The 20920-nt window shown below is 67.0% G+C and carries 18 protein-coding genes; 3 read left to right on the top strand and 15 right to left on the bottom strand.

Features of this window, described 5'->3' with window-relative positions; genetic code table 11:
- Window positions 1-6: 6 nt before the first annotated feature.
- The 6 genes from hflC to mutL form a co-directional block, all read right to left on the bottom strand.
- Complete coding sequence (hflC, locus tag U5S82_11705; protein ID MDZ7752309.1) at window positions 7-876, bottom strand: protease modulator HflC; 870 nt, start codon at window positions 874-876, stop codon at window positions 7-9.
- Window positions 876-2066, bottom strand: a complete 1191-nt coding sequence (gene hflK / locus U5S82_11700; protein ID MDZ7752308.1) for an FtsH protease activity modulator HflK — start codon at window positions 2064-2066, stop codon at window positions 876-878. The genes hflC and hflK overlap by 1 nt, the downstream gene beginning before the upstream one ends.
- Window positions 2067-2150: 84 nt before the next feature.
- Window positions 2151-3443, bottom strand: a complete 1293-nt coding sequence (gene hflX, locus U5S82_11695; GenBank protein MDZ7752307.1) for a ribosome rescue GTPase HflX — start codon at window positions 3441-3443, stop codon at window positions 2151-2153.
- A 32-nt stretch (window positions 3444-3475) separates the two neighbouring features.
- Window positions 3476-3733, bottom strand: coding sequence for an RNA chaperone Hfq (hfq, locus tag U5S82_11690; protein MDZ7752306.1), 258 nt, complete (start codon window positions 3731-3733; stop codon window positions 3476-3478).
- Window positions 3734-3868: 135 nt separating this feature from the next.
- Window positions 3869-4825, bottom strand: a complete 957-nt coding sequence (gene miaA / locus U5S82_11685) for a tRNA (adenosine(37)-N6)-dimethylallyltransferase MiaA (protein ID MDZ7752305.1) — start codon at window positions 4823-4825, stop codon at window positions 3869-3871.
- Between the two features lie 16 nt (window positions 4826-4841).
- Window positions 4842-6575 (bottom strand): DNA mismatch repair endonuclease MutL, encoded by a 1734-nt coding sequence (gene mutL, locus U5S82_11680; GenBank protein MDZ7752304.1) that lies wholly within the window; start codon window positions 6573-6575, stop codon window positions 4842-4844.
- A 187-nt stretch (window positions 6576-6762) separates the two neighbouring features.
- Between mutL and U5S82_11675 the strand changes: the two genes are divergently transcribed.
- A complete protein-coding gene (locus tag U5S82_11675; GenBank protein ID MDZ7752303.1) occupies window positions 6763-7359 on the top strand; it encodes a hypothetical protein in 597 nt (198 codons plus the stop codon).
- Here U5S82_11675 and rlmD read toward each other — a convergent pair.
- Together rlmD and cysM are read right to left on the bottom strand one after the other, a co-directional pair.
- Window positions 7352-8668, bottom strand: a complete 1317-nt coding sequence (gene rlmD / locus U5S82_11670) for a 23S rRNA (uracil(1939)-C(5))-methyltransferase RlmD (protein MDZ7752302.1) — start codon at window positions 8666-8668, stop codon at window positions 7352-7354. The two genes, U5S82_11675 and rlmD, sit on opposite strands and share 8 nt — an antisense overlap.
- A gap of 40 nt (window positions 8669-8708) precedes the next feature.
- On the bottom strand, window positions 8709-9596 hold the full coding sequence (gene cysM / locus U5S82_11665) for a cysteine synthase CysM (protein MDZ7752301.1): 888 nt from the start codon (window positions 9594-9596) through the stop codon (window positions 8709-8711).
- Between the two features lie 213 nt (window positions 9597-9809).
- Between cysM and U5S82_11660 the strand changes: the two genes are divergently transcribed.
- On the top strand, window positions 9810-10766 hold the full coding sequence (locus tag U5S82_11660; GenBank protein MDZ7752300.1) for an ABC transporter substrate binding protein: 957 nt from the start codon (window positions 9810-9812) through the stop codon (window positions 10764-10766).
- A complete protein-coding gene (locus U5S82_11655; GenBank protein ID MDZ7752299.1) occupies window positions 10763-13552 on the top strand; it encodes an ATP-binding protein in 2790 nt (929 codons plus the stop codon). Before U5S82_11660 ends, U5S82_11655 begins: the two co-directional genes overlap by 4 nt.
- Here U5S82_11655 and rimI read toward each other — a convergent pair.
- The 7 genes from rimI to U5S82_11620 all read right to left on the bottom strand — a co-directional run bounded on the left by rimI (window position 13525) and on the right by U5S82_11620 (window position 20751).
- A complete protein-coding gene (rimI, locus tag U5S82_11650; protein MDZ7752298.1) occupies window positions 13525-14022 on the bottom strand; it encodes a ribosomal protein S18-alanine N-acetyltransferase in 498 nt (165 codons plus the stop codon). The genes U5S82_11655 and rimI overlap by 28 nt on opposite strands.
- 7 nt (window positions 14023-14029) lie before the next feature.
- Entirely contained in the window at window positions 14030-14686 is a 657-nt protein-coding gene (locus U5S82_11645; GenBank protein MDZ7752297.1) for a uracil-DNA glycosylase, read from the bottom strand.
- Between the two features lie 35 nt (window positions 14687-14721).
- On the bottom strand, window positions 14722-16257 hold the full coding sequence (locus tag U5S82_11640; protein MDZ7752296.1) for a 2-isopropylmalate synthase: 1536 nt from the start codon (window positions 16255-16257) through the stop codon (window positions 14722-14724).
- A 293-nt stretch (window positions 16258-16550) separates the two neighbouring features.
- A complete protein-coding gene (pssA, locus tag U5S82_11635) occupies window positions 16551-17351 on the bottom strand; it encodes a CDP-diacylglycerol--serine O-phosphatidyltransferase (protein ID MDZ7752295.1) in 801 nt (266 codons plus the stop codon).
- Window positions 17352-17454: 103 nt separating this feature from the next.
- Window positions 17455-18492 (bottom strand): ketol-acid reductoisomerase, encoded by a 1038-nt coding sequence (gene ilvC, locus U5S82_11630; GenBank protein MDZ7752294.1) that lies wholly within the window; start codon window positions 18490-18492, stop codon window positions 17455-17457.
- Window positions 18493-18529: 37 nt separating this feature from the next.
- Entirely contained in the window at window positions 18530-19021 is a 492-nt protein-coding gene (ilvN, locus tag U5S82_11625) for an acetolactate synthase small subunit (GenBank protein MDZ7752293.1), read from the bottom strand.
- Window positions 19022-19023: 2 nt separating this feature from the next.
- Window positions 19024-20751 carry an acetolactate synthase 3 large subunit gene (locus U5S82_11620; GenBank protein MDZ7752292.1) on the bottom strand — a complete coding sequence of 576 codons (1728 nt, stop codon included), beginning with the start codon at window positions 20749-20751 and terminating at the stop codon, window positions 19024-19026.
- Window positions 20752-20920: the final 169 nt, after the last annotated feature.

The following is a 20920-nucleotide window of genomic DNA, read 5'->3' as shown; positions in this document are numbered from 1 at the left end:
CGCGGGCTACTGTTTGCCCAGGGGGTCGACGAAGTAGCGGAAGAAGTCGGACTTGGGATCCAACAGCAGGATATCGCCCTTGTTGCTGAAGGTGTCCCGATAGGCCGTCAGGCTGCGGTACAGGGAGAAGAACTCGGGGTCCTGACCAAAGGCGTTGGCATAGATCTCCGCCGCCTGGGCGTCGCCCTGGCCCCGCAGGCGCAGGCCGTCGCGTTCCGCCTCGGCGAGCATGACCTCCCGCTCGCGCTCGGCCTTGGCGCGAATGCGCTTGGCCTCCTCGGCACCCCGAGCGCGGAAGCCCTGGGCCACCTCCTTGCGCTCGGACTGCATGCGACTGTAGACCGATTCGCTCACGTCCTCCGGCAGGTCGATGCGCTTGATGCGCACGTCGACGATGTTGATGCCGTACTCGTCCACCGCGCGATTCGCCGTGATGGAGAGGATGTCCATGATGTCTGTACGTTCACCGGACACCACCTCCTGGATGGTGCGCTTGCCGAACTCGTCCTTGAGGCCCCGTTTGATCACCTCGAGGAGACGCTGTCCCGCCACCGCGAAGTTACCACCCGTGGCTTTGTAGTAGGACTCCACGTCGGCGATCTTCCACTTCACGAAGTGGTCCACCCGCACGTTCTTCTTCTCGCTGGTGAGGTAGAGTTCTGGTGGCGAATCCAGGGTCTGGACCCGGGCATCATACTTGCGAATGTTCTGCACGAAGGGCAGCTTGAAGTGCAGGCCCGGCTCGAAGTCGGACTTGACGATCTTGCCCAACTGGAACTGGATGGCCTTCTGGCGCTCGTGCACCGTGAAGACGGAGAAGCCCAACACGACGGCGATGGCGATGAGAACACCGACCCAAAGTCTGCTCTGTGGCATCAGCGTGTCCTCCCGGAACGGAATCTGTCGGAATCATTGCGTAGCCGGCTGGCGGGTAACGTTGAGGTCCCGCTGTCCCCGTCCTGGCCTGCGCCGTCTTCGTCATCCTCGAAGCCTCTGGACATGAGCTTGTCCAGGGGCAGGTACATGAGGTTGTTGCTGCCCTCGGCCCCCAGCAGCACCTTGCTGCTCTTGCCCAGCACCGATTCCATGGTCTCCAGGTAGATGCGCTCCCGGGTCACGTCGGGGGCCTTCTGATACTCCGTGAGCAGGGCCAGGAAGCGGTCCGACTGGCCTTCGGCCTGGGCGGTGACCCGCTGTTTATAACCCTGGGCGCGCTCGCGGATAGCGTCGCCTTCACCGCGGGCCTTGGGCAGGATTTCGTTAGCGAAGGCCTGGGCCTCGTTCTTCAGGCGCTCCTCGTCCTCGCGGGCCTTGACGGCATCGTTAAAGGCGTCCTGCACCTGCGCCGGCGGCTGGGCGTCCTGCATGTTGACGCTGATGACGAACAGGCCGGCGCCGTATTTGTCCAGGGTGTCCTGCACCAGCACCCGGGTATCGTCGGCCACCGCGCTGCGGCCCCCGGTGAGCACGAAGTCCATGGTGCTCTTGCCCACCACCTCACGCACGGCCGATTCCGTAACCTGGCGCAGGGTGAGATCCGGATCGCGCACATTGAACAGGTAGTCCCGGGCATCCTTGACCCGATACTGGACGGCGAACTTGATGTCCACGATGTTCTCGTCCTGGGTCAGCATCAGGGACTCGTTGCCCACCGAGCCCTGGGTCCGGCCGGCGGTGCGGAAACCGACCTCCGCGCTCCGCACCTGGGCCACGTTCACCGTCTCATGCTTCTCGATGAAGTACGGCAGCCAGTGGGGACCGGAGGTCTCGGTACGCACGTAGTTGCCGAAACGCGTGACCACCGCCTCTTCGGCCGGGTCGACGATATAGAAGCCGGCCACCAGCCAGCCCACGAACAGCACGCCGATGATGACCATGACCCCGAGTTTGCTGAAATTGGGACCGCCACCACCCCGGGAGCCGCCGCCCTGACCGCCACCGCGGCCACCGAAGATCCCCGACAGCTTGCCCTGCAGGTTCTTGATCGCTTGTTCCAGATCCGGAGGCCCTTGTTGGTTGTTGCCACCCCAAGGGTCCCGCCCACCGCCAGGCTCATTCCAAGCCATACTGTTGCTCCAGCCGCCGAAGTTTAAGATTCGGGAAGTGTAAAGTTTTAGAGGACTACGAAATACGCAGAAAGGACGTGCATTTTAGGTGTCCGCGGCCCGGCCCGCAACCGCGCCGCATTCCGCCTCGCCCAGATTGAGGCGCTGCCACACCTCGAGTTCCACCTCCACGTCCATGTGCCAGCCCTCCTCGACCACCTCTTCGGTGATGACGGCGTCGAGGTCGTGGAGACGCGAGCGCAGCCGTCCCGCCGAGGACGGCAGGCACAGACGGCGGCGAATGAGACGGCCGATGAAGCGCTGGGCCAGTTGTTCACGCAGCAGGTCGAGCCCCTCGCCGCTGTGGGCGGACAGCCACACCCGCCACACCGCACCGGCCTCGTCCGCATCCGCCCGGGGACCGCCGCCCTCCAGGGCATCCACCTTGTTGTACACCAGCAGCACCGGCACCTCGGCCGCCCCGATGGCCTCCAGCACCTCGTTCACCTGCTCCATCTTCTCGCGGTGCTCGGGATCGGCGGCGTCCACGACGTGCAGCAGCAGGTCGGCATCCCGGGTCTCTTCGAGGGTGGAACGGAAGGCGGCCACCAGGTCGTGGGGCAGGTGGCGGATGAAACCCACGGTATCCGCGAGGATGAAGGCCCGGCCGTGGCCCACCTCCACGCGCCGCAGGGTGGGATCCAGGGTCGCGAACAGCTTGTCGGCTTCCAGCACGCCGGCGTCCGTCAGACTATTGAAGAGCGTGGACTTGCCGGCGTTGGTGTACCCCACCAGGGAGACCACCGGTAGCTCCGCCTTGCGCCGGGAGCGCCGCTGGAGCTGGCGTTTCCTGCTCACCTGGGCAAGCTGCTGGTTGATCCGTTTGATGCGCACGGCCAGCAGGCGGCGGTCGGTCTCCAGCTGCTTCTCGCCGGGACCGCGCAGGCCGATACCGCCCTTCTGGCGCTCGAGGTGGGTCCAGCCCCGCACCAGGCGGGTGGACAGGTGCCGCAACTGGGCCAACTCCACCTGCAACTTGCCCTCATAGGAGCGGGCCCGCTGGGCGAAGATATCGAGAATGAGGCCGGTGCGATCGAGGACGCGACATTGCAGGGCCCGCTCCAGGTTGCGTTCCTGGGCCGGTGACAGGCCATGGTTGAACAGCACCACGCCCGCATCACTCGCCAGCACCGCCTCGCGGATCTCCTCTACCTTGCCCCGGCCCACGAAATACGCGGGGTCGGGCCGATCCCGGCTCGCCGTGATCAGCCCCGCCACCGTGACACCGGTGGAGTGCGCCAGATCCCGGAACTCGTCCAGCCGCTCCTGCTCCTCTGCCGCGCGGAAATCGACATGCACGAGCACCACGGCGTCGCCGCCCACCGGTCTTTCAAACAATCACGACGCTCCGGCGGATGACGCTGCCGCCATCACATGCCGTCGCCGGGCACCCCACCCTGCTCTCCCTCGGGGCGCGGCAGGCGGACGTTACGGGACGGCACCACGGTGGAGATGGCATGTTTGTAGACCATCTGGTTGACCGAGTTCTTGAGCAACACCACGAACTGATCGAAGGACTCGATCTGTCCCTGCAGCTTGATGCCGTTGATGAGATAAATGGATACGGGTACGCGCTCTTTCCTGAGCTGATTCAGGTAGGGATCTTGTAGGCTCTGCCCCTTACTCATCGTATTCTCCTTATGGATATTGTTATTCAGGTCTGGGTGAACCGCGCCCTGCCGTGGCGAGGCCGCCACCCGAAGGATGTACGCGTCCGGCACAGTCAGCCAAGCGCAGTGGGGAATTATAGCTCACAACTGAAGTCAACCATTCACGCCTGCACCGTGAGCTTCAAGAAAGCGGGCGATCCGTCCGCCGAGGCCATCCTCCACCCGCGGACCGAAGGGGTCAAGAGCCACGGCACCGGATTCGGCCCGCAGCCAGGTCATCTGGCGCTTGGCGAGGCGGGCGGTGGCGGTATGGAGTCGCCGTTTCATCTCCGCGAGGTCGTACTCCCCTTCCAGATAGCCCCATACCTGGCGGTAACCCACCGCCCGCATGGACGGCAGCTCCCTCGACACCTCCTCCTCGGCACGCAGGCGCCGCACCTCGTCGACCAGACCGGCGGCCAGCATGTGCTCCAGACGCCGGGCGATGCGCTGCCGCAGGACGTCACGGTCCCGCGGCATCAGCACCAGCTTCAGCAGGGGAAAGGGGAACGCCGCCCCGCGCCCCGCGGCCAGCCATTCCCCCATGGGGCGGCCGGTGATCTCGAATACCTCGATGGCACGCTGCACGCGCTGGGGATCGTTGGGGTGGATCCGCGCCGCCGAGGCCGCATCCAGGGCCGCGAGACGGGCGTGGAGGGCCGCGTTGCCCTCGCGTTCCCGCAGCCGGGCCAGCCGCGCCCGCAGTTCCGGATTGGCCCCCGGCAGGGGTGACAAACCCTGTTCCAGGGCCCGGAAGTAGAGGCCCGTGCCCCCCACCAGCAGGGGCACCCGCCCCACCCCGTGGATGTCCCGGATGGCGGCCAGGGCCTCATCCCGGAAGCGCGCCGCCGAATAGCTCTCGGTGGGGGCCACGCAGTCCACGAGCCGATGGGGCGCCCGCGCCAGCACCGCCGGGGAGGGCTTGGCGGTCCCCACGTCCATGCCCCGATACACCAGCGCGGAATCCACGCTGACGATATCGACGGCAAAGCGCGCCACCAGCCCCACCGCCAAGTCGGTCTTGCCGGTGGCGGTGGGGCCCATGAGGAAGATCACCGGTGCGGCGGTCATGGCGGGCCGGAACGCATCAAGCCCCAAAACGCCGCGCCAGCTCCAGGGCCGTGACGGTGGTGACACAATCCGCCGGCGGGTCCTCCCCGCTCCCTTCCAGCAACCGTACGGCGGCCTCCGTATCGCTCACCCTGTCCGGCACGAAGGCCTCCAGGCGCGACCGCGCCGAGTCCATGTCGGCGAACCCGGCCAGGGCATCGAGGAGCGGGCCGAGGTCGATGACCTCCAGACCCGGGGCGAGACGGCGCACGGTCACCCGGTCAGGACCGTTGGCCACCGCATCGATGCCCAGGGTCTCGAGGATTCCACCGGCCTCGCCCAGCCAGCGGACCGTCGCAGCGGCCACCGTCACCGCCCGGGGCATACGCAGGGGCTTCATGTCCACGCCCTCCCTTTCCAGGCGGCCGAGGGCGACGCGCAGCCGATGGGCCGCCAGCCGCGCCCCGTCCACCACCACCAGTTCATCGCCGTCGAGGCGCAGCAGATAACGCCCGGCCATGAGTCCCAGGGTCCCGGGGGCCGGGACCGTCCCGCGGGCGCCCTCCGCCAGCCGCGCATAAGCCGCGGTGGTCTCAGCCACACTGTGACGCTCCGCCGGCCGCCGCGGGGACGCGGGCAGACGAGAGGAGGCGCCGCCGCGGGGGCCATTCGAGGCATGGTTGGAGTCACCGCCCGAACCACGGACGGGGACCTGGCGGGATGTCGATATAGCGGTGGTAGCGGACGCAACGCGGGAGACCCCGCCGCCCCCGGAACGCACCAGCCCCCCCGCCACCACGTCATGCACCAGGCGGGCATCGCGGAAGCGTACCTCGTGCTTGGTGGGATGGACGTTGACATCCACCCGCGTGGGATCCAGTTCGATGAACAGGACGAAGGCGGGCTGGCGGCCTTCGGGGATGGCGTCACCGAAGGCCTGGCGGATGCCGTGGACCAGCAGCCGGTCGCGCACCATGCGGCCATTGAGATAGAGATACTGGCCGTCGGTGTGACTGCGACTCACGTCCGGGGCGCCGAGCCAGCCCCAGCAGCGCACATCGGGATGGTCCACCGCCACCGGCCATGCCTGTTCCATGAAGGCCCGGCCGAGCACCGTCGCCACTCGGGCTTCCCGGGCCCGTTCATCGCGCGCGGGGGGCACCTTCAGCACCTCGCGCTGGCCGGCCACCAACCGGAAGCCGCATTCCCAGCGGGACAGCACCAGCCGCCGCGCCATGGCCATGAGATGGGCCTGCTCGGTACGTTCCGAGCGCATGAATTTGCGCCGCGCCGGGGTGTTGTAGAAGAGTTCCCGCACCTCCACCCGGGTGCCGTGACGCAGCGCCGCGGGCACGGGACCTTCCCGGACACCTCCCTCCATGCGCATGCGCCAGCCGGCGTCGGCATCCCGCTGGCGGGATTCCAGAGTCAGTCGCGATACCGAGCCGATGCTGGCCAGGGCCTCGCCCCGGAAGCCGAGGCTGCTGATGCCTTCCAGATCCGCCGGGTCGCGGATCTTACTGGTGGCCTGGCCCGTGAGGGCCAGGGCCAGGTCGTCGGGATGGATGCCATCGCCGTCGTCCTCGACCCGGATGAGAGCCAGGCCGCCTTGCTCGAAGGTCAGCTCGATGGTACCGGCGCCGGCGTCGATGGCGTTCTCCACCAGTTCCTTCACCACGGAGGCCGGGCGCTCCACCACCTCGCCGGCGGCGATCTGGCTGGCCAGCATCGGGGGCAGGGGCAGGATGCGGCGGAGGGCGCTATCGGTCATGGGTATCGGGCCGAAGGGTGTCGCCCGGGCGGAAGGACGGGCGCGAAAACCCCGATACCCGGAATCCTTGCGCGACACGCGCTACCTGCCGGGCCGCATGCCGCCGGCGCCATCGGCTATTGAAAGTGGAACATCGCATGGCGAAACTACTCTAATCCGTCACGTGTTTTCAACCGGACCCGCCGCCATGCCCCGTGAACGTCTCAGCGCCAGCCGCCCGGCCATCCTCACCGCCGTGGTCGTATTCCTCGCCGGCTGCGCCGCCATCGCTCCGGACCATCTGGAGGGCGATAGCCGCTATGCCATTCCCGCGGGCTCCACCCTGATGCTCAACGAGGCCATCGAACTGCCCGGCCGCGGCGATCTGCTCTATCTTCAGCATGGTCGCACCCTGCGGTTTAGTAGCGTCCAGGAGGTCTATCCCCACTGCTACATCGAGACCCGGCAACGCCCGGAGGGCCCCCTGCGGGTCGTGCCCACCACCTTCACCATCACCGAGGTGGGGCGCAGCTTCCACTTCAGCTGGCTGCCCCCGGGTGGGCCGGGCGGCATCATGCCGACCTCCGGCGGCGGCTCCGGGGGCGACGGTGGCAGCGCCCTCTCCCAGTGGTTCTACGTCACCCGGATGAGCCTGCGTCCCGCCGAGCCCTCGGTGGATGTCTACCGCCTCACCTGTCTGGCGGACCGCCTGGACGCGTCGGGCCCGGAGACCGAGCGCCATCACCTGACGGTGGCCCAGATACGGGAGACCCTGGGGGACATATTCACCCTGGAGATCAAATAACCCGACCCCGCTCGAACACCGCCATGGACTCCACATGGCTGGTGTGGGGAAACATGTCCATGACCCCGGCAGCCGCCAGACGATAGCCCTGTTCCCTCACCAGCACGCCGGCGTCGCGGGCCAGGGTCGCCGGATTGCAGGACACGTAGACGATGAGGGGCGGCACCGGCCGTGGCAGGCGGCTCACCACCGCCAGGGCGCCGCTGCGGGGTGGATCCAGGAGCAGACGCTCGAAACCCTGGTCATACCACGGTGGGGGCCGTTCCAGATCCGTGAGGTCCGCCACCACGAATTCGGCGTTATCGATGCCGTTGCGTTGCGCATTGTGGCGGGCCTGGTCCACCAGGGCGGCATCCCCCTCCACGCCCAAAACCCGGCTCACCCGCCGGGCCAGGGGCAGGGTGAAATTGCCGAGGCCGCAGAACAGGTCCAGCACCGCGTGATCCGGCCGGGGCGCGAGCAGTTCCAGGGCGCGGTCCACCATGGCCGCGTTGATGACGGTATTCACCTGAGTGAAATCCAGGGGCTGGAACTCCAGGGTGAGTCCGTGGGCCTCGAGCCGGTAAAGAAGGGGTTCCGGCGCCCTGCCGTCGAGGTCCACCACCGAGTCGCGCCCTCCCGGCTGGAGCAGGATCTGACAGCCGTGGGTCATCGCGAACCGACCCAGTAGCTCCCTATCCTCTGACGACGGGGGCTCCAGGTGGCGCAGCACCAGGACCACCCGGTCGTCGCCCACCGCGACCTCCACCTGGGGTATCGCACGCACCACGGAGAGCCCGGCGAGGGTATCCCGCAGCGCCTCGAGGCGCTGACCCACCCGCGGGTCCAGCACCTCGCAGCGGGCCAGATCGGCCACGAAGCCGCTGCGCTTCTCGCGAAAACCCACCAGCAGGCGCCCCTTCTTGACCACGTAGCGGGCCCCCAGGCGGGCCTTGCGGCGGTAGCCCCATAACGGCCCCGTGAGGGGTGCCAGGATGGTGGCGGGCGGCGCCCCGGTGGCATGGCCGAGGGCCGCCAGAAGCTGCGCCTGCTTGTGGCGGATCTGGGCCTCGGCCCCCAGGTGCTGGAGGCTGCAACCGCCGCAGGTCCCGGCGTGGGCACAGCGGGGTTCCACCCGTTCCGGGGATGGGCTCAGCACTTCCACTACGCGGCCCTCATCGTAGCGGGAGCGGCGGTTGAGGTAACTGAACATCACCTCCTCGCCGGGCAGAGCACCATCGATGAACACCACTTTGTCCGCCACCCGGGCCACGCCCCGGCCATCGTGGTCCAGAGAATCCACTCGGGCCGCCACGGGATCCCGGGGCAATGGACGTTTCCTGGACACGGTCGGCGCGGTGCGGAAGGCGTCAGGGATAGACGCCGGTGGAAAGATAACGGTCGCCACGATCGCAGATGATGCACACCAGCACGCCTTCCTTCAGCTCGCCAGCGAGCTTGAGGGCCGCCGCCACGGCACCGCCCGAGGATACGCCGGCGAAGATCCCCTCCCTGGCGGCCAAGGCGCGCGCCGTGTTCTCGGCCTCCGCCTGGGTGACGTCGATGATGCGATCCACGCGCTCGGCCTCATAGATCTTGGGCAGATAGGCCTCGGGCCAACGGCGGATACCGGGGATGCTGGCCCCCTCCGCAGGCTGCACCCCGACGATCTGGACCCCGGCATTCTGCTCCTTGAGGAATCGCGAGGTGCCCATGATGGTGCCGGTGGTGCCCATGGCGCTGACGAAGTGGGTGATACGCCCTTCCGTATCCCGCCAGATCTCGGGCCCCGTACCTTCGTAGTGGGAGCGCGGGTTGTCGGGGTTGGCGAACTGGTCGAGGACCGTACCGCGGCCCTCTTCTTCCAGTTTGCGGGCCAGGTCGATGGCGGCCTCCATGCTGCCTTCGCGGGGTGTCAGCATGAGTTCGGCACCGAAGGCCCGCATGATACCCTGGCGCTCGCGGCTCATGTGTTCCGGCATGATGAGCAACAGACGATAGCCCTTGATGGCCGCGGCCATGGCCAGGGCGATGCCGGTATTGCCGCTGGTGGCCTCGATGAGGGTGTCGCCGGGTTTGATGTCGCCCCGTTCCTCGGCCCGCCTGATCATGCTGAGCGCCGGCCGGTCCTTCACTGAGCCCGCGGGGTTGTTGCCTTCGAGCTTGGCCCACACCTCGCAGGCACCGTTGGCCGGCAGGCGCTGCAGGCGGACCAGGGGGGTGTTGCCGACGAAGTCTTCGATGGTGACGAGGGCCATGGCATGAACGGGTCTGTAAGGGGTCGAATGGACTACATTATCAGAGACCGTATGATGTAAATAAACATCGGTTCCGAGGAACCGCAACCCGACCTCGTGATGACGCACTCTCACCCCACCACCGTCGGCCCCTCCCAGCCAGGGCCGACACGGCCCATGGCGCCGCATCGAGGCACCGCCTGCAGGGCGATACGGTGCCTCCTTCTCGTGTCCATGATGCTGATGGCCATGGCGGACACGGCGGCGGCCCCCGACGCCGCCCGGCACATCGTCGTCCTGCTGCTGGCGGACCCGGCCCATGCCCCCCACGGACAGCTGCTCAAGGCCGTCAAGCAGGGCCTGGAGGCGGCGGCGGCGGCGGATAACGTCATCCTGCAGGTCACGGATGCGGACGGGATTCCCGATTACCTGGCTCGGCTGGACCCCGCAGACCATGCCATCGTCGTCGCCGTCGGCGGCCGCGCCGCGGCCGATACCCTGCATGGACCCTCCATCACCACACCACTGATATACACCCTGATCACCCGTGCCCAGTACGCCACCCTCACGGCCCGCCGCATGGAACCACCCCGCGGCGGCGACACCACCGCCATTTTCCTCGACCAACCCTTCGCCCGGCAGTTGCGTCTGCTGCGTGCCAGCCTGCCCATGATCCGGCGCATCGGCGTCGTCGTCGGGCCATCATCGGCCCCCTATGTCCACGACCTGCGGCGGGCCCTGGCCCGCACCGCACCCCTCGATGTCCAGATGGTGAATTCCCCTCGCGAGGTGATGCCGGCCCTCAAGCGCACCCTGGCACGCAGCGATGCCATACTCGCCCTGCCCGATCCCCTGGTCTACAACCCGCGGACCATGAAGGGCATACTGCTCACCACCTATCGCCACCGGGTACCCCTCATCGGATTGTCTCAGGCCTACGTCAGGGCGGGCGCCATCACTGCCGTTGATTCCACACCGGCACATATCGGCACCCAGCTCGGCGAGATCCTCGCCGGGCTGGCCCGTTCACCGACACCGCGGCCGGCGCTGCCGCCCCCGGCCTTTCCACGTTATTACGACGTGGTGGTGAACCCCACCGTGGCCGACTCCCTGGGTATCCACCTGCTGCCGGCGAACGAACTGCGGGCCATCCTGCGCCAGCAGGAGATGGAGATGGAGCCGCTACCGTGAAGGGCTGGACCCTGCGCCAGCAGATCCTTTTCCTCGCCCTGGTGCCCGCCGCCATGGTCGCGGTGGCGCTGGTGCTCTACTACTCTCACACCCGCATCGCCGATCTGGACGAATCCCTGCGGGAGCGTGGTACCGCCATCGCCCGGCAACTGGCCCCGGCCAGCGAATACGGGGTGTTCTCGGGCAACCGCAATATCCTGTTCACCCTGGCCAACGCGGCCCTGGAAGAGGACCAGGTACGCTCGGTGTCCATCTACGACAACAACCGCCGCCTGCTGTCCCATGGCGGCCCGTCCATGCGGCCCCATGACGCCGCGGCCTTCGCCGGCGACGCCATCTCCATGCAGACCTCCGAGGACGGGGAGTCCCTGTTGTTCCAGGCGCCCATTCGCCCCTCACAGGTGGTGATCGAGGACCTGGAACAGTTCATGGACATTGACCCGACCAGGGACCAAAAACTGTCGACCCTGGGCTATGCGGTGGTCGAGCTGTCCTTGGAGGAGATCCAGCGGCAGAAGAGCCTGGTGGTGCTCACGGGGGTGGTGATCTCCGGCGCCCTGCTGATCCTGAGCGGCATCCTCGGCTGGCTCATGTCGGCAGGCGTCAGCCGGCCGGTGGCGCAACTGGCCCACATGGCCAACGAGTTCGAACGCGGCAACCTCGATGCCCGCATGGCGCCGGTGGATGCCCCGCGGGAGTTGGAGCGCCTCGGCGAATGCCTGAACATGATGGGCAAGGCGCTGAACGCCTCCAGAAACGAGATGCAGCAACAGGTGGAGGATGCCACCCGGGAACTCAGGGAGACCCTCGACGCCCTGGAGATCCAAAACGCCGAACTCTCCATCGCCAAGAAGGAGGCCCAGTCGGCGAGCCGGGTGAAGTCGGACTTCCTGGCCAACATGAGCCACGAGATCCGCACCCCCCTGAACGGCGTGGTGGGTTACATCAACCTGCTGCAGAAGACCCAGCTCGACCCCACCCAGGCCGACTACGCGCGGACCATCCAGGAATCCGCCACCACCCTGCTGCGCATCGTCAACGACATCCTCGATTTCTCCAAGATAGAAGCCGGCAAGATGGAGTTGGAGGTCCTCGATCTGGTGCTGCGGGATTGCCTGGAGGAGGTGATGGACGTGGTGGCACCCGCCGCCACGGAGAAGGGGCTGGAGCTCGCCTACCATATCCACATGAACGTGCCGGCCATCATCCGTTCCGATCCCACACGGCTGCGCCAGATCCTGCTCAACCTGGTATCCAATGCCGTCAAATTCACCGCTTCCGGCAGTATCAACGTACGGGTCATGCGGGACGAGGACGCGCGCGGGCTCGGCCTGCGCTTCATGGTACACGACACCGGTATCGGACTCAGCGAGGAACAGCAGGCGCGGCTGTTCCAGACCTTCACCCAGGCGGACCCCTCCCTGTCGCGGCGCTACGGCGGCACCGGCCTGGGGCTGGTGATATCCCGCCGCCTGGTGGAGCGCCTCGGTGGCGAGATGACGCTGTCCAGCGTCCCCGGCGAGGGCACCACCATGACCTTCACCATCCGCTGCGAGGCGGCGGTGGACCATGGCGGCGAGCCGCCCACGGGGCCCTTCAAGGGCAGCCGGGTCCTGCTCTACGAGCAACACCCGGCGGTGCGCATGATGCTCCACGAGATGCTCGAGACCCTCGGCCTCGAGATCCAGGAAGTACCTATCATCGACCATCGGCCGGCCCCTGTTCCCGACCTCGACTACGACGTGATCGTGGCCAGCCTGCCGTCCGGCGTCGCCGACGAGACCACGGTGGATGCGGTGTGCGAATCCCTCCCGGGCTGCCATTCGGCACGGGTCATCGTCTCCTGCGCCCCCCTGTCCAAGGAACTGCGCGACCATCTCGCCGCACGCGGCGTGAGCGCCCTCCTGGGCAAGCCGGTGCGCCTGCGCAAACTGGAGGATGCCCTCGATCGCCTGCTCAACTCGCCGCGGGACGACGACCTGGTATGGGACCCGCCCCAGAACGAGCTGGGGCGCAAGCGCTTCCCCGGGGCACGGGTGCTGGTGGCCGAGGACAACGAGATCAGCCGCCGCCTCGCCGCCACCCTGCTGCGGGCTCTGGGCGCCGACGTGGAGACGGTGGCAGACGGACACGCCGCCGTGGACCTTGCGGTGGCCCGGGACTTCGACCTCATCCTCATGGATGTCCACATGCCGGTGATGGATGGCCCCACCGCCACCGCCCGCTTCCGGGCCCTGCGTCACGGCGGACGCTATACGCCCGTGGTGGCGGTCACGGCGGATGTGGTGATGGACAGCCGCGAGCGCTTCCTCGCGGCAGGCATGGACGATGTGCTGAACAAGCCTATCAGTGAACAGGCCCTGACGGCGCTGCTGGACCGCTGGCTGCCCATGCAACTGGAACGGTCGCGGGCCGACCAGGACACGACGGCGGCAGAGGTACTGTCCGATGCCGCAGCGCTGCGCATCGCCGGCGGCCGCCACGGCCTGGTGGATGAGTTGCGGGGGATGCTCCACAAGGAACTGGACAACCACGTGGATGGCCTCAGGGAGGCCCTCCACGAGGGAGATCTGGCACAGGTGGCCGAGCTGGCCCATCGCATGGCGGGCGGTGCCATGCAATGCGGCGCGCGGGCCCTGGAACGCTCCTCGCGCCAACTCCAGAAGATGGCCGAGGCAGGAGACCGGCCGGGGCTGGAGGAGGCCATCGGCCACCACGCCGAAGATGTGGCAAGACTATCCCGGACCCTGGAAAACCACTACTGGCCCGACCGCGAGGCCTCCTGATCGGCCAGCAGGTCGCGGGCCAGGATGAGGGCGTCCTCGCGGCCCTTGTCCCCGGGGTAATAGTTCCTGCGCACCCCCACCTCGGAGAAGCCCTTGCTCTGGTAGAGCCGCACGGCGGCCCGGTTGCTGGGGCGCACCTCCAGCAGCACCACCTCGGCCCGGAAGCGGGTGGCCATGCGCACCAGGTGCTCCAGCAGCAGGCCCCCATAACCCTGGCCCTGATATTCGGGGCGCACGCACAGGTTGAGGACATGGGACTCGCCCGCGGCCACCGACATCACGCCGTAACCCATGAGTTCCTCCCCGCGATGCATCACCCAGGCGATATACCCCACCCGCAGGCAGTCCTCGAAGATCCCGCGGCCCCACGGAAAGCGGTAGGCTGCCTGCTCGATGACCATGATCTCGTCGAGGTCGTCCGCCGCCATGGGGCGAAACCTCAAACGGGGGGACTCCAGGACGGCACTCACGGCATGTTCATCCTTCGCGGTCAGCCACGGTGCGCCAGGCCAGTTTCAGATCCGCCCAGGCCTTGCCCTTCTCCGCCGGACTGCGCAACAGGTAGGCGGGGTGATAGGTCACCACCACCGGAATGTCGGTGTCCGGCAGCCGGTGCACGGCGCCCCGCAGGCGCCCGATGGGGGTTTCGGTCTTGAGGAGATTCTGGGCCGCCACCCGCCCCACCGCAAGGATCACCGCCGGGGCGACGAGCCCCACCTGGCGGCGCAGATGGCCCTCGCAGTGGGCCACCTCGTCGGGCCTGGGATCGCGGTTGTCGGGCGGGCGGCACTTGAGAATGTTGGCGATGTAAACCTCTTCCCGCGTAAGACCGATGGCCCGCAGCATGGCGTCCAGCAGCCGCCCGGCCCGGCCTACGAAGGGCTCACCCTGGCGGTCCTCGTCGGCGCCGGGGGCCTCCCCCACGATCATCCAGCGGGCCTGGCGGTCGCCGACGCCGAACACCGTCTGGGTGCGGCTACGATGAAGCCCGCAATCGCGGCACGCCCGCACCCGGGCCTCCAGCTCCGGCCAGTCCAGGGCCGCCCCACCGTCACCACCGTCCCCGGCGGGCCGCGCGGCCGCGGGCCAGGCGGGCACGGGGGCCTCGCGCTCCAGCCACACGTCGATCCCCATGGCCTGCAGGTAGGCGACCCGCTTGCCGTCCATGGTCAGATCTGGGGGTGGGTGCGTTCCGTGAGCAGCATCATCTTGTTCAGCCCGTTGATATAGGCCTTGGCCGATGCCACCACGATGTCCGTGTCCGCCCCCTGGCCGTTGACGATGCGTCCCCCCTTCTCCAGGCGCACCGTCACCTCACCCTGGGCGTCGGTGCCGCTGGTGATGTTGTTCACCGAATAGAGCTTGAGATCGGCGTCGCTGTGGACCAGGGATTCGATGGCCCGGTAGGCGGCGTCCACGGGGCCGCTGCCGCTCGCGGTGGCGCCGTGCTCGTGGCCGTCCATCACCAGGGTCACCGTGGCCTCGGGGATCTCGCCGGTCTCCGAGCACACCCTGAGGGCGACGAGCTGGAAGCGCTCGTTCTCGGCCTTCATGGCCGCATCCGTCACCAGGGCCTGGAGATCCTCGTCGTAGATCTCGTGCTTCTTGTCGGCGAGATCCTTGAAGCGGCTGAAGGCGGCGTTGAGTTCCTCCTCGCTGGCGAAACTGATCCCGAGTTCGGCCAGCCGCGAGCGGAAGGCGTTGCGTCCCGAAAGCTTGCCCAACACCATGCGGTTCTCCTTCCAGCCCACGTCCTGGGCCCGCATGATCTCGTAGGTCTCGCGGCTCTTGAGCACGCCGTCCTGGTGGATCCCCGACTCGTGGGCGAAGGCGTTGGCACCCACGATGGCCTTATTGGGCTGGACCGCAAAACCGGTGATGTTGGACACCAGACGCGAGCAGGTGACGATCTGCGTGGTATCCAGCCGCACATCCACGGGGAAGATGTCCTGGCGGGTGCGCACCGTCATCACCACCTCCTCGAGGGCCGCATTACCGGCGCGCTCGCCGAGACCATTGATGGTGCATTCCACCTGCCGGGCCCCGTTAAGCACCGCCGACAGGGAATTGGACACGGCGAGGCCGAGATCATTGTGGCAGTGCACGGAGAACACGGCCTTGTCGGCATTGGGCACCCGCTCGATGAGATTGCGAATGAGGCCCCCGAACTGCTCCGGCACGGAGTAACCCACGGTATCGGGGATGTTGATGGTGCCGGCGCCGGCATCGATCACCGCCTCGATGACACGACACAGGAAGTCGAGTTCGGAGCGCCCGGCGTCCTCCGGCGAGAATTCCACGTTATCCGTATGGTTGCGCGCCAGCCTGACCGCCGCCACCGCCTGTTCCAACACCTGATCCGGGCTCATGTTGAGCTTCTTTTCCATATGGATAGGCGAGGTCGCGATGAAGGTATGGATGCGCGGCGACACCGCCTCCTTCAGGGCCTCGGCCGCCCGCTCGATGTCCTTGGGGACGGCGCGGGCGAGCCCGCACACGGTGCTGTCCTCGATGGCACCGGCCACCGCCTTGACGGCCTCGAAATCGCCGGGGCTGGAGATGGGGAACCCGGCCTCGATGACATCCACCCGCAGGCGCTCGAGGGCCCGGGCGATGCGGACCTTCTCGTCCCGCGTCATGGAGGCCCCGGGGCTCTGCTCCCCGTCGCGCAAAGTGGTGTCGAATATGATCAATCGGTCATTCATTGTCCTGCTCCTCAGCCCACGGGCCGGCCACAGACTCGGGGCCGGCGGGTATGGAATTCATGCTTGGGGTGGTCCGAATCCGGACCGGGGGGTTGGAGTAGTCGCCCCTCAGGGCAGTCGCCGCAGGCCCGGCAGGCCGGCGGGGAGCACGCACGCAAAACCACCCTGGGGGAGGGTGGGTCGTCCTGGGCTGGCGATGGCGTACGTCATGTTCGGGCGGCAATGACCGGTATTCTGAAGCTAATACTCGCTATCATAATCATTCTGCCCGACTCTTGCCAAGCCTCGTGGCGTCAATCGTCCCCTTCCCGCGGCTCCCCGCCACCGCGCCGGCGGCTCCGGCGGCGGCGCAGTTCCACCAGGGTCAGCAGCGGCCCCGAGGCGGCGTAGGCGAAGAAACCCAGGAACAGGATCTGGGGCGGGTAACTCGATACGAACACCAGCACGAACACCGTCACCAGCACGGTGATGAACGGCACCTTGCCCCGCAGATCGAGACCCTTGAAGCTGTGGTAGCGGAAATTGCTCACCATGAGCAGGGCGACGGCCACCGTCAGGGCCAGGACGGGCAGGTTGAGGGAGGCGCCGTCCGTGCCGGTATCCGCGCCAAACCACACCAGGCCCGCGATGATGGCCGCCGCCGCCGGGCTCGCCAGACCCTGGAAATAGCGCTTGTCCACCACCGCCACCTGGGTATTGAAGCGCGCCAGGCGCAGGGCCGCGGCGGCCGTGTAGAGAAAGGCCGCCAGCCAGCCCATCTTGCCGAGGCTGGCCAGCGACCACTCGTAGACCACCAGGGCCGGCGCGAGGCCGAAGGACACCATGTCGGCGAGGCTGTCGTACTCGGCGCCGAAGGCGCTCTGGGTATTGGTCATGCGGGCGATGCGGCCGTCCATGCCGTCCAGCACCATGGCCACGAAGATGGCCACTGCCGCGGCCTCGAAGCGTTCCCCCATGGCCGCCACGATGGCGTAGAAGCCGGCGAACAGGGCGCCGGTGGTGAAGAGGTTGGGCAGCAGATAGATACCACGGCGCCGGCGGCGCGCCGCCTCCGGCGCCGAAGATTCTTCTGGCTCACCCTCCTCGGGGATCATATATACCTCGATGTGCCGTGCCGGCCATGGGCGGCCGGCGATTCCCTAAAGGTGCGGCCGCGGCAGGCGCCCACCGCCCGCCCCGCCATCGGATCCGGCCCCGTCAGTTCTTCTCCTTGTCCACCAGCTGGTTGGCCTTGATCCAGGGCATCATGCCGCGCAGGCGGCCACCCACCTCCTCGATGGGATGTTCCTCACCGAGACGTCGCAAGGCCTTGAAGTGGGAGGCCCCGGACTGGTTCTCCAGGATCCACTCCTTGGCGAACTGGCCGGTCTGGATCTCCTTCAGGATACGCCGCATCTCGGCCCGGGTATCGTCATTCACCAGCCGCGGCCCGCGGGTCACGTCACCGTACTCCGCGGTGTTGGAGATGGAATAGCGCATGTTGGCGATGCCACCCTCGTACATCAGGTCGACGATGAGCTTGAGTTCATGCAGACACTCGAAGTACGCCATCTCCGGGGCGTAACCGGCCTCCACCAGGGTCTCGAAACCGGCCGACACCAGGGCCGTCATGCCGCCACACAGCACGGCCTGCTCGCCGAACAGATCGGTCTCGGTCTCTTCGCGGAAGTTGGTCTCGATGACGCCCGCCCGGGCCCCGCCGTTGGCCGAGGCATAGGACAGGGCGAGGTCCTTGGCGCGACCGCTGGCGTCCTGGTAGACGGCGATGAGGGAAGGCACGCCACCACCCGCCACGTAGGTGGAACGCACCAGATGGCCCGGCCCCTTGGGGGCGATCATGATGACGTCCAGATCGGCACGGGGCTGGATCTGACCGAAATGGATATTGAAGCCGTGGGCGAAGGCCAGGGCCGCCCCCTGGCCGATGTTGGGCTCGATCTGCTCGCGATAGAGGCCACCCTGGAGTTCGTCCGGCACCAGGATCATCACCACGTCGGCGCCCTTGACCGCCTCCGCCACCGGCTGCACCGTCAACCCCGAAGCCGCCGCCTTCCGGGCCGAAGACGAACCATCCCGCAGCCCTACCACCACGTCGACGCCCGAGTCCTTGAGATTGTTGGCATGGGCATGGCCCTGTGAGCCGTAACCCACGATAGCGACCCGCTTGCCCTGAATGATCGAAAGATCGGCGTCTTTATCGTAATAGACCTGCATTGTGTTCCCCTGATAGTGGATTTGATGGTGGTGGTGCCGGCGTCGCCCGGCGCCCCGGCTACAGCCTCAACGTGCGGGCGCCGCGGGCGATGCCCGACGATCCCGTACGCACCACCTCGATGATCTTGGTCTCGTCCACGGTGGCGATGAAGGCATCGAGCTTGTCGCCCCGGCCGGTGAGTTCGATGACATAGGTGGCATCGGTGACGTCGATGACCCGGCCGCCGTAGATGTCGGACAGGCGCTTGAATTCCTCGCGATCCGCGCCCCGCGCCTCCAGCTTGATGAGCATCATCTCGCGCTCGATGTGGGGCCCCGTGGACAGCTCGATGAGCTTGACCACGTCCACCAGCTTGTTCAGCTGCTTGGTGATCTGCTCGATGATGGTGTCGCTGCCGCTGGTGACCAGGGTCATGCGGGACAGGGAGGCATCCTCGGTAGGCGCCACGGTGAGGGACTCGATGTTATAGCCCCGGGCGGAGAACAGGCCCGCCACCCGCGACAGGGCCCCGGCCTCGTTCTCCATCAGGATCGAAATGATATGGCGCATGGTCAGGCCAGCTCCCGTTCCGGTGACATATGGGGCGGCAGGGTCATCTCGTGGTGGCCCTTGCCCGCCTCGATCATGGGATAGACGTTCTCGGTGGGGTCGGTGATGAAGTCCATGAACACCAGTTGGTCGCTGGCCATGGCCTCCTCCAGGGCCGGCTCCACGTCCTCGGGCTTGTCGATGAGCATGCCCACATGGCCGTAGGCCTCCGCCAACTTCTTGAAGTCCGGGAGGGCATCCATGTAGGAATGGGAGTAGCGGTTGTCGTAGAAGAACTCCTGCCACTGCCGCACCATGCCGAGGTAGCGGTTGTTGAGATTGACTATCTTCACCGGCAGCCCGTACTGCTTGCAGGTGGAAAGCTCCTGGAGGCACATCTGGATGCTGCCCTCGCCGGTGACGCAGGCCACCGTGGTATCCGGGAAGGCCAGCTTGGCCCCCATGGCGGCCGGCAGACCGAACCCCATGGTGCCGAGGCCGCCGGAGTTCAGCCAGCGCCGCGGCTGGTCGAACTTGTAGAACTGGGCCGCCCACATCTGATGCTGGCCCACATCCGAGGTGACGATGGCCTGCCCCCTGGTGACCCGATACAGGGCCTCGATGACCGCCTGGGGCTTGATGACCCGGGACTCGCGATCGAACTCCAGGCAGTGGTGGCTGCGCCATTCCTCGATATGGGACCACCAGGCGCCGAGGGCATCCGGGTCCGGCGCGCCGCCGCCGGCCTCCAGCAAGCGCAACATCTCCTGCAGCACGCTGACCACGTCCCCGACGATGGGGATGTCCACCGGCACGTTCTTGGAAATGGAGGCGGGGTCGATATCCACGTGCACGATCTTGGCCGTCGGGCAGAAGGTGTCCAGCTTGCCCGTCACCCGATCGTCGAAGCGCGCACCGATGGCGATGAGCACGTCGCATTCGTGCATCGCCATGTTGGCCTCGTAGGTCCCGTGCATGCCGAGCATGCCCAGGAACAGGGGATCGGTGGCCGGGTAGGAGCCGAGCCCCATGAGGGTCTGGGTGATGGGGTACTTGAGGTGGCGCACCAGCCGGGTGAGGACCTCCGAACCATTGCCGAGCACCACGCCGCCGCCGGTGTAGATGACCGGACGGCGGGCGCTGAGGATGAGATCTACCGCACGCTTGATCTGGCCCGGATGACCCTTGACCACCGGGTTATAGGAACGCATGGCCACCTGCTTCGGGTATTCGTAGGGGATGCGAATGTTGGGATCCGTGACGTCCTTCGGGATATCCACCACCACCGGACCCGGCCGCCCCGTGGCGGCGACGTAGAAGGCCTTCTTGAGGGTGAGGGCGAGGTCGCGGATGTCCTTGACCAGGAAGTTGTGCTTCACGCACGGACGGGTGATGCCCACGGTGTCGGCCTCCTGGAAGGCATCGCTGCCTATCCAGGGGGTGGGCACCTGACCGGTGAGGATCACCATGGGCACGGAGTCCATGTGGGCGGTGGCGATGCCGGTCACGGCATTGGTGGCCCCCGGCCCCGAGGTCACCAGCACCACCCCCGGCCGGCCGGTGGCGCGGGCATAGCCGTCCGCCGCATGGGCCGCCCCCTGCTCGTGGCGCACCAGAATATGCTTGACGTCGGTCTGCTTATGGAGTTCGTCGTAGATATGCAGGACCGCCCCGCCGGGATATCCGAAGAGGAACTCCACACCTTCGTCCTTGAGGAACTGGACGATTATCTGAGAGCCGGTCAATTCCACGCCTGTGTCTCCATCGCAACCGATAAGACCGGCCCGTAGACCGGCATGATATAAAAAAGATTCAGACCGTACTTATATTCCAATGTCAGGTCAAGGTGAAGCAGGCTAAAATCATTGGGAGAAATGCCGCTAGGGATCAGTATACGGTCTCTACCCTCGACGGAGGACG

Source organism: Gammaproteobacteria bacterium, assembly GCA_034522055.1.
Lineage (GTDB): Bacteria > Pseudomonadota > Gammaproteobacteria > JAABTG01 > JAABTG01 > JAABTG01.
This window is presented reverse-complemented; position numbering and strand designations above follow the sequence as displayed.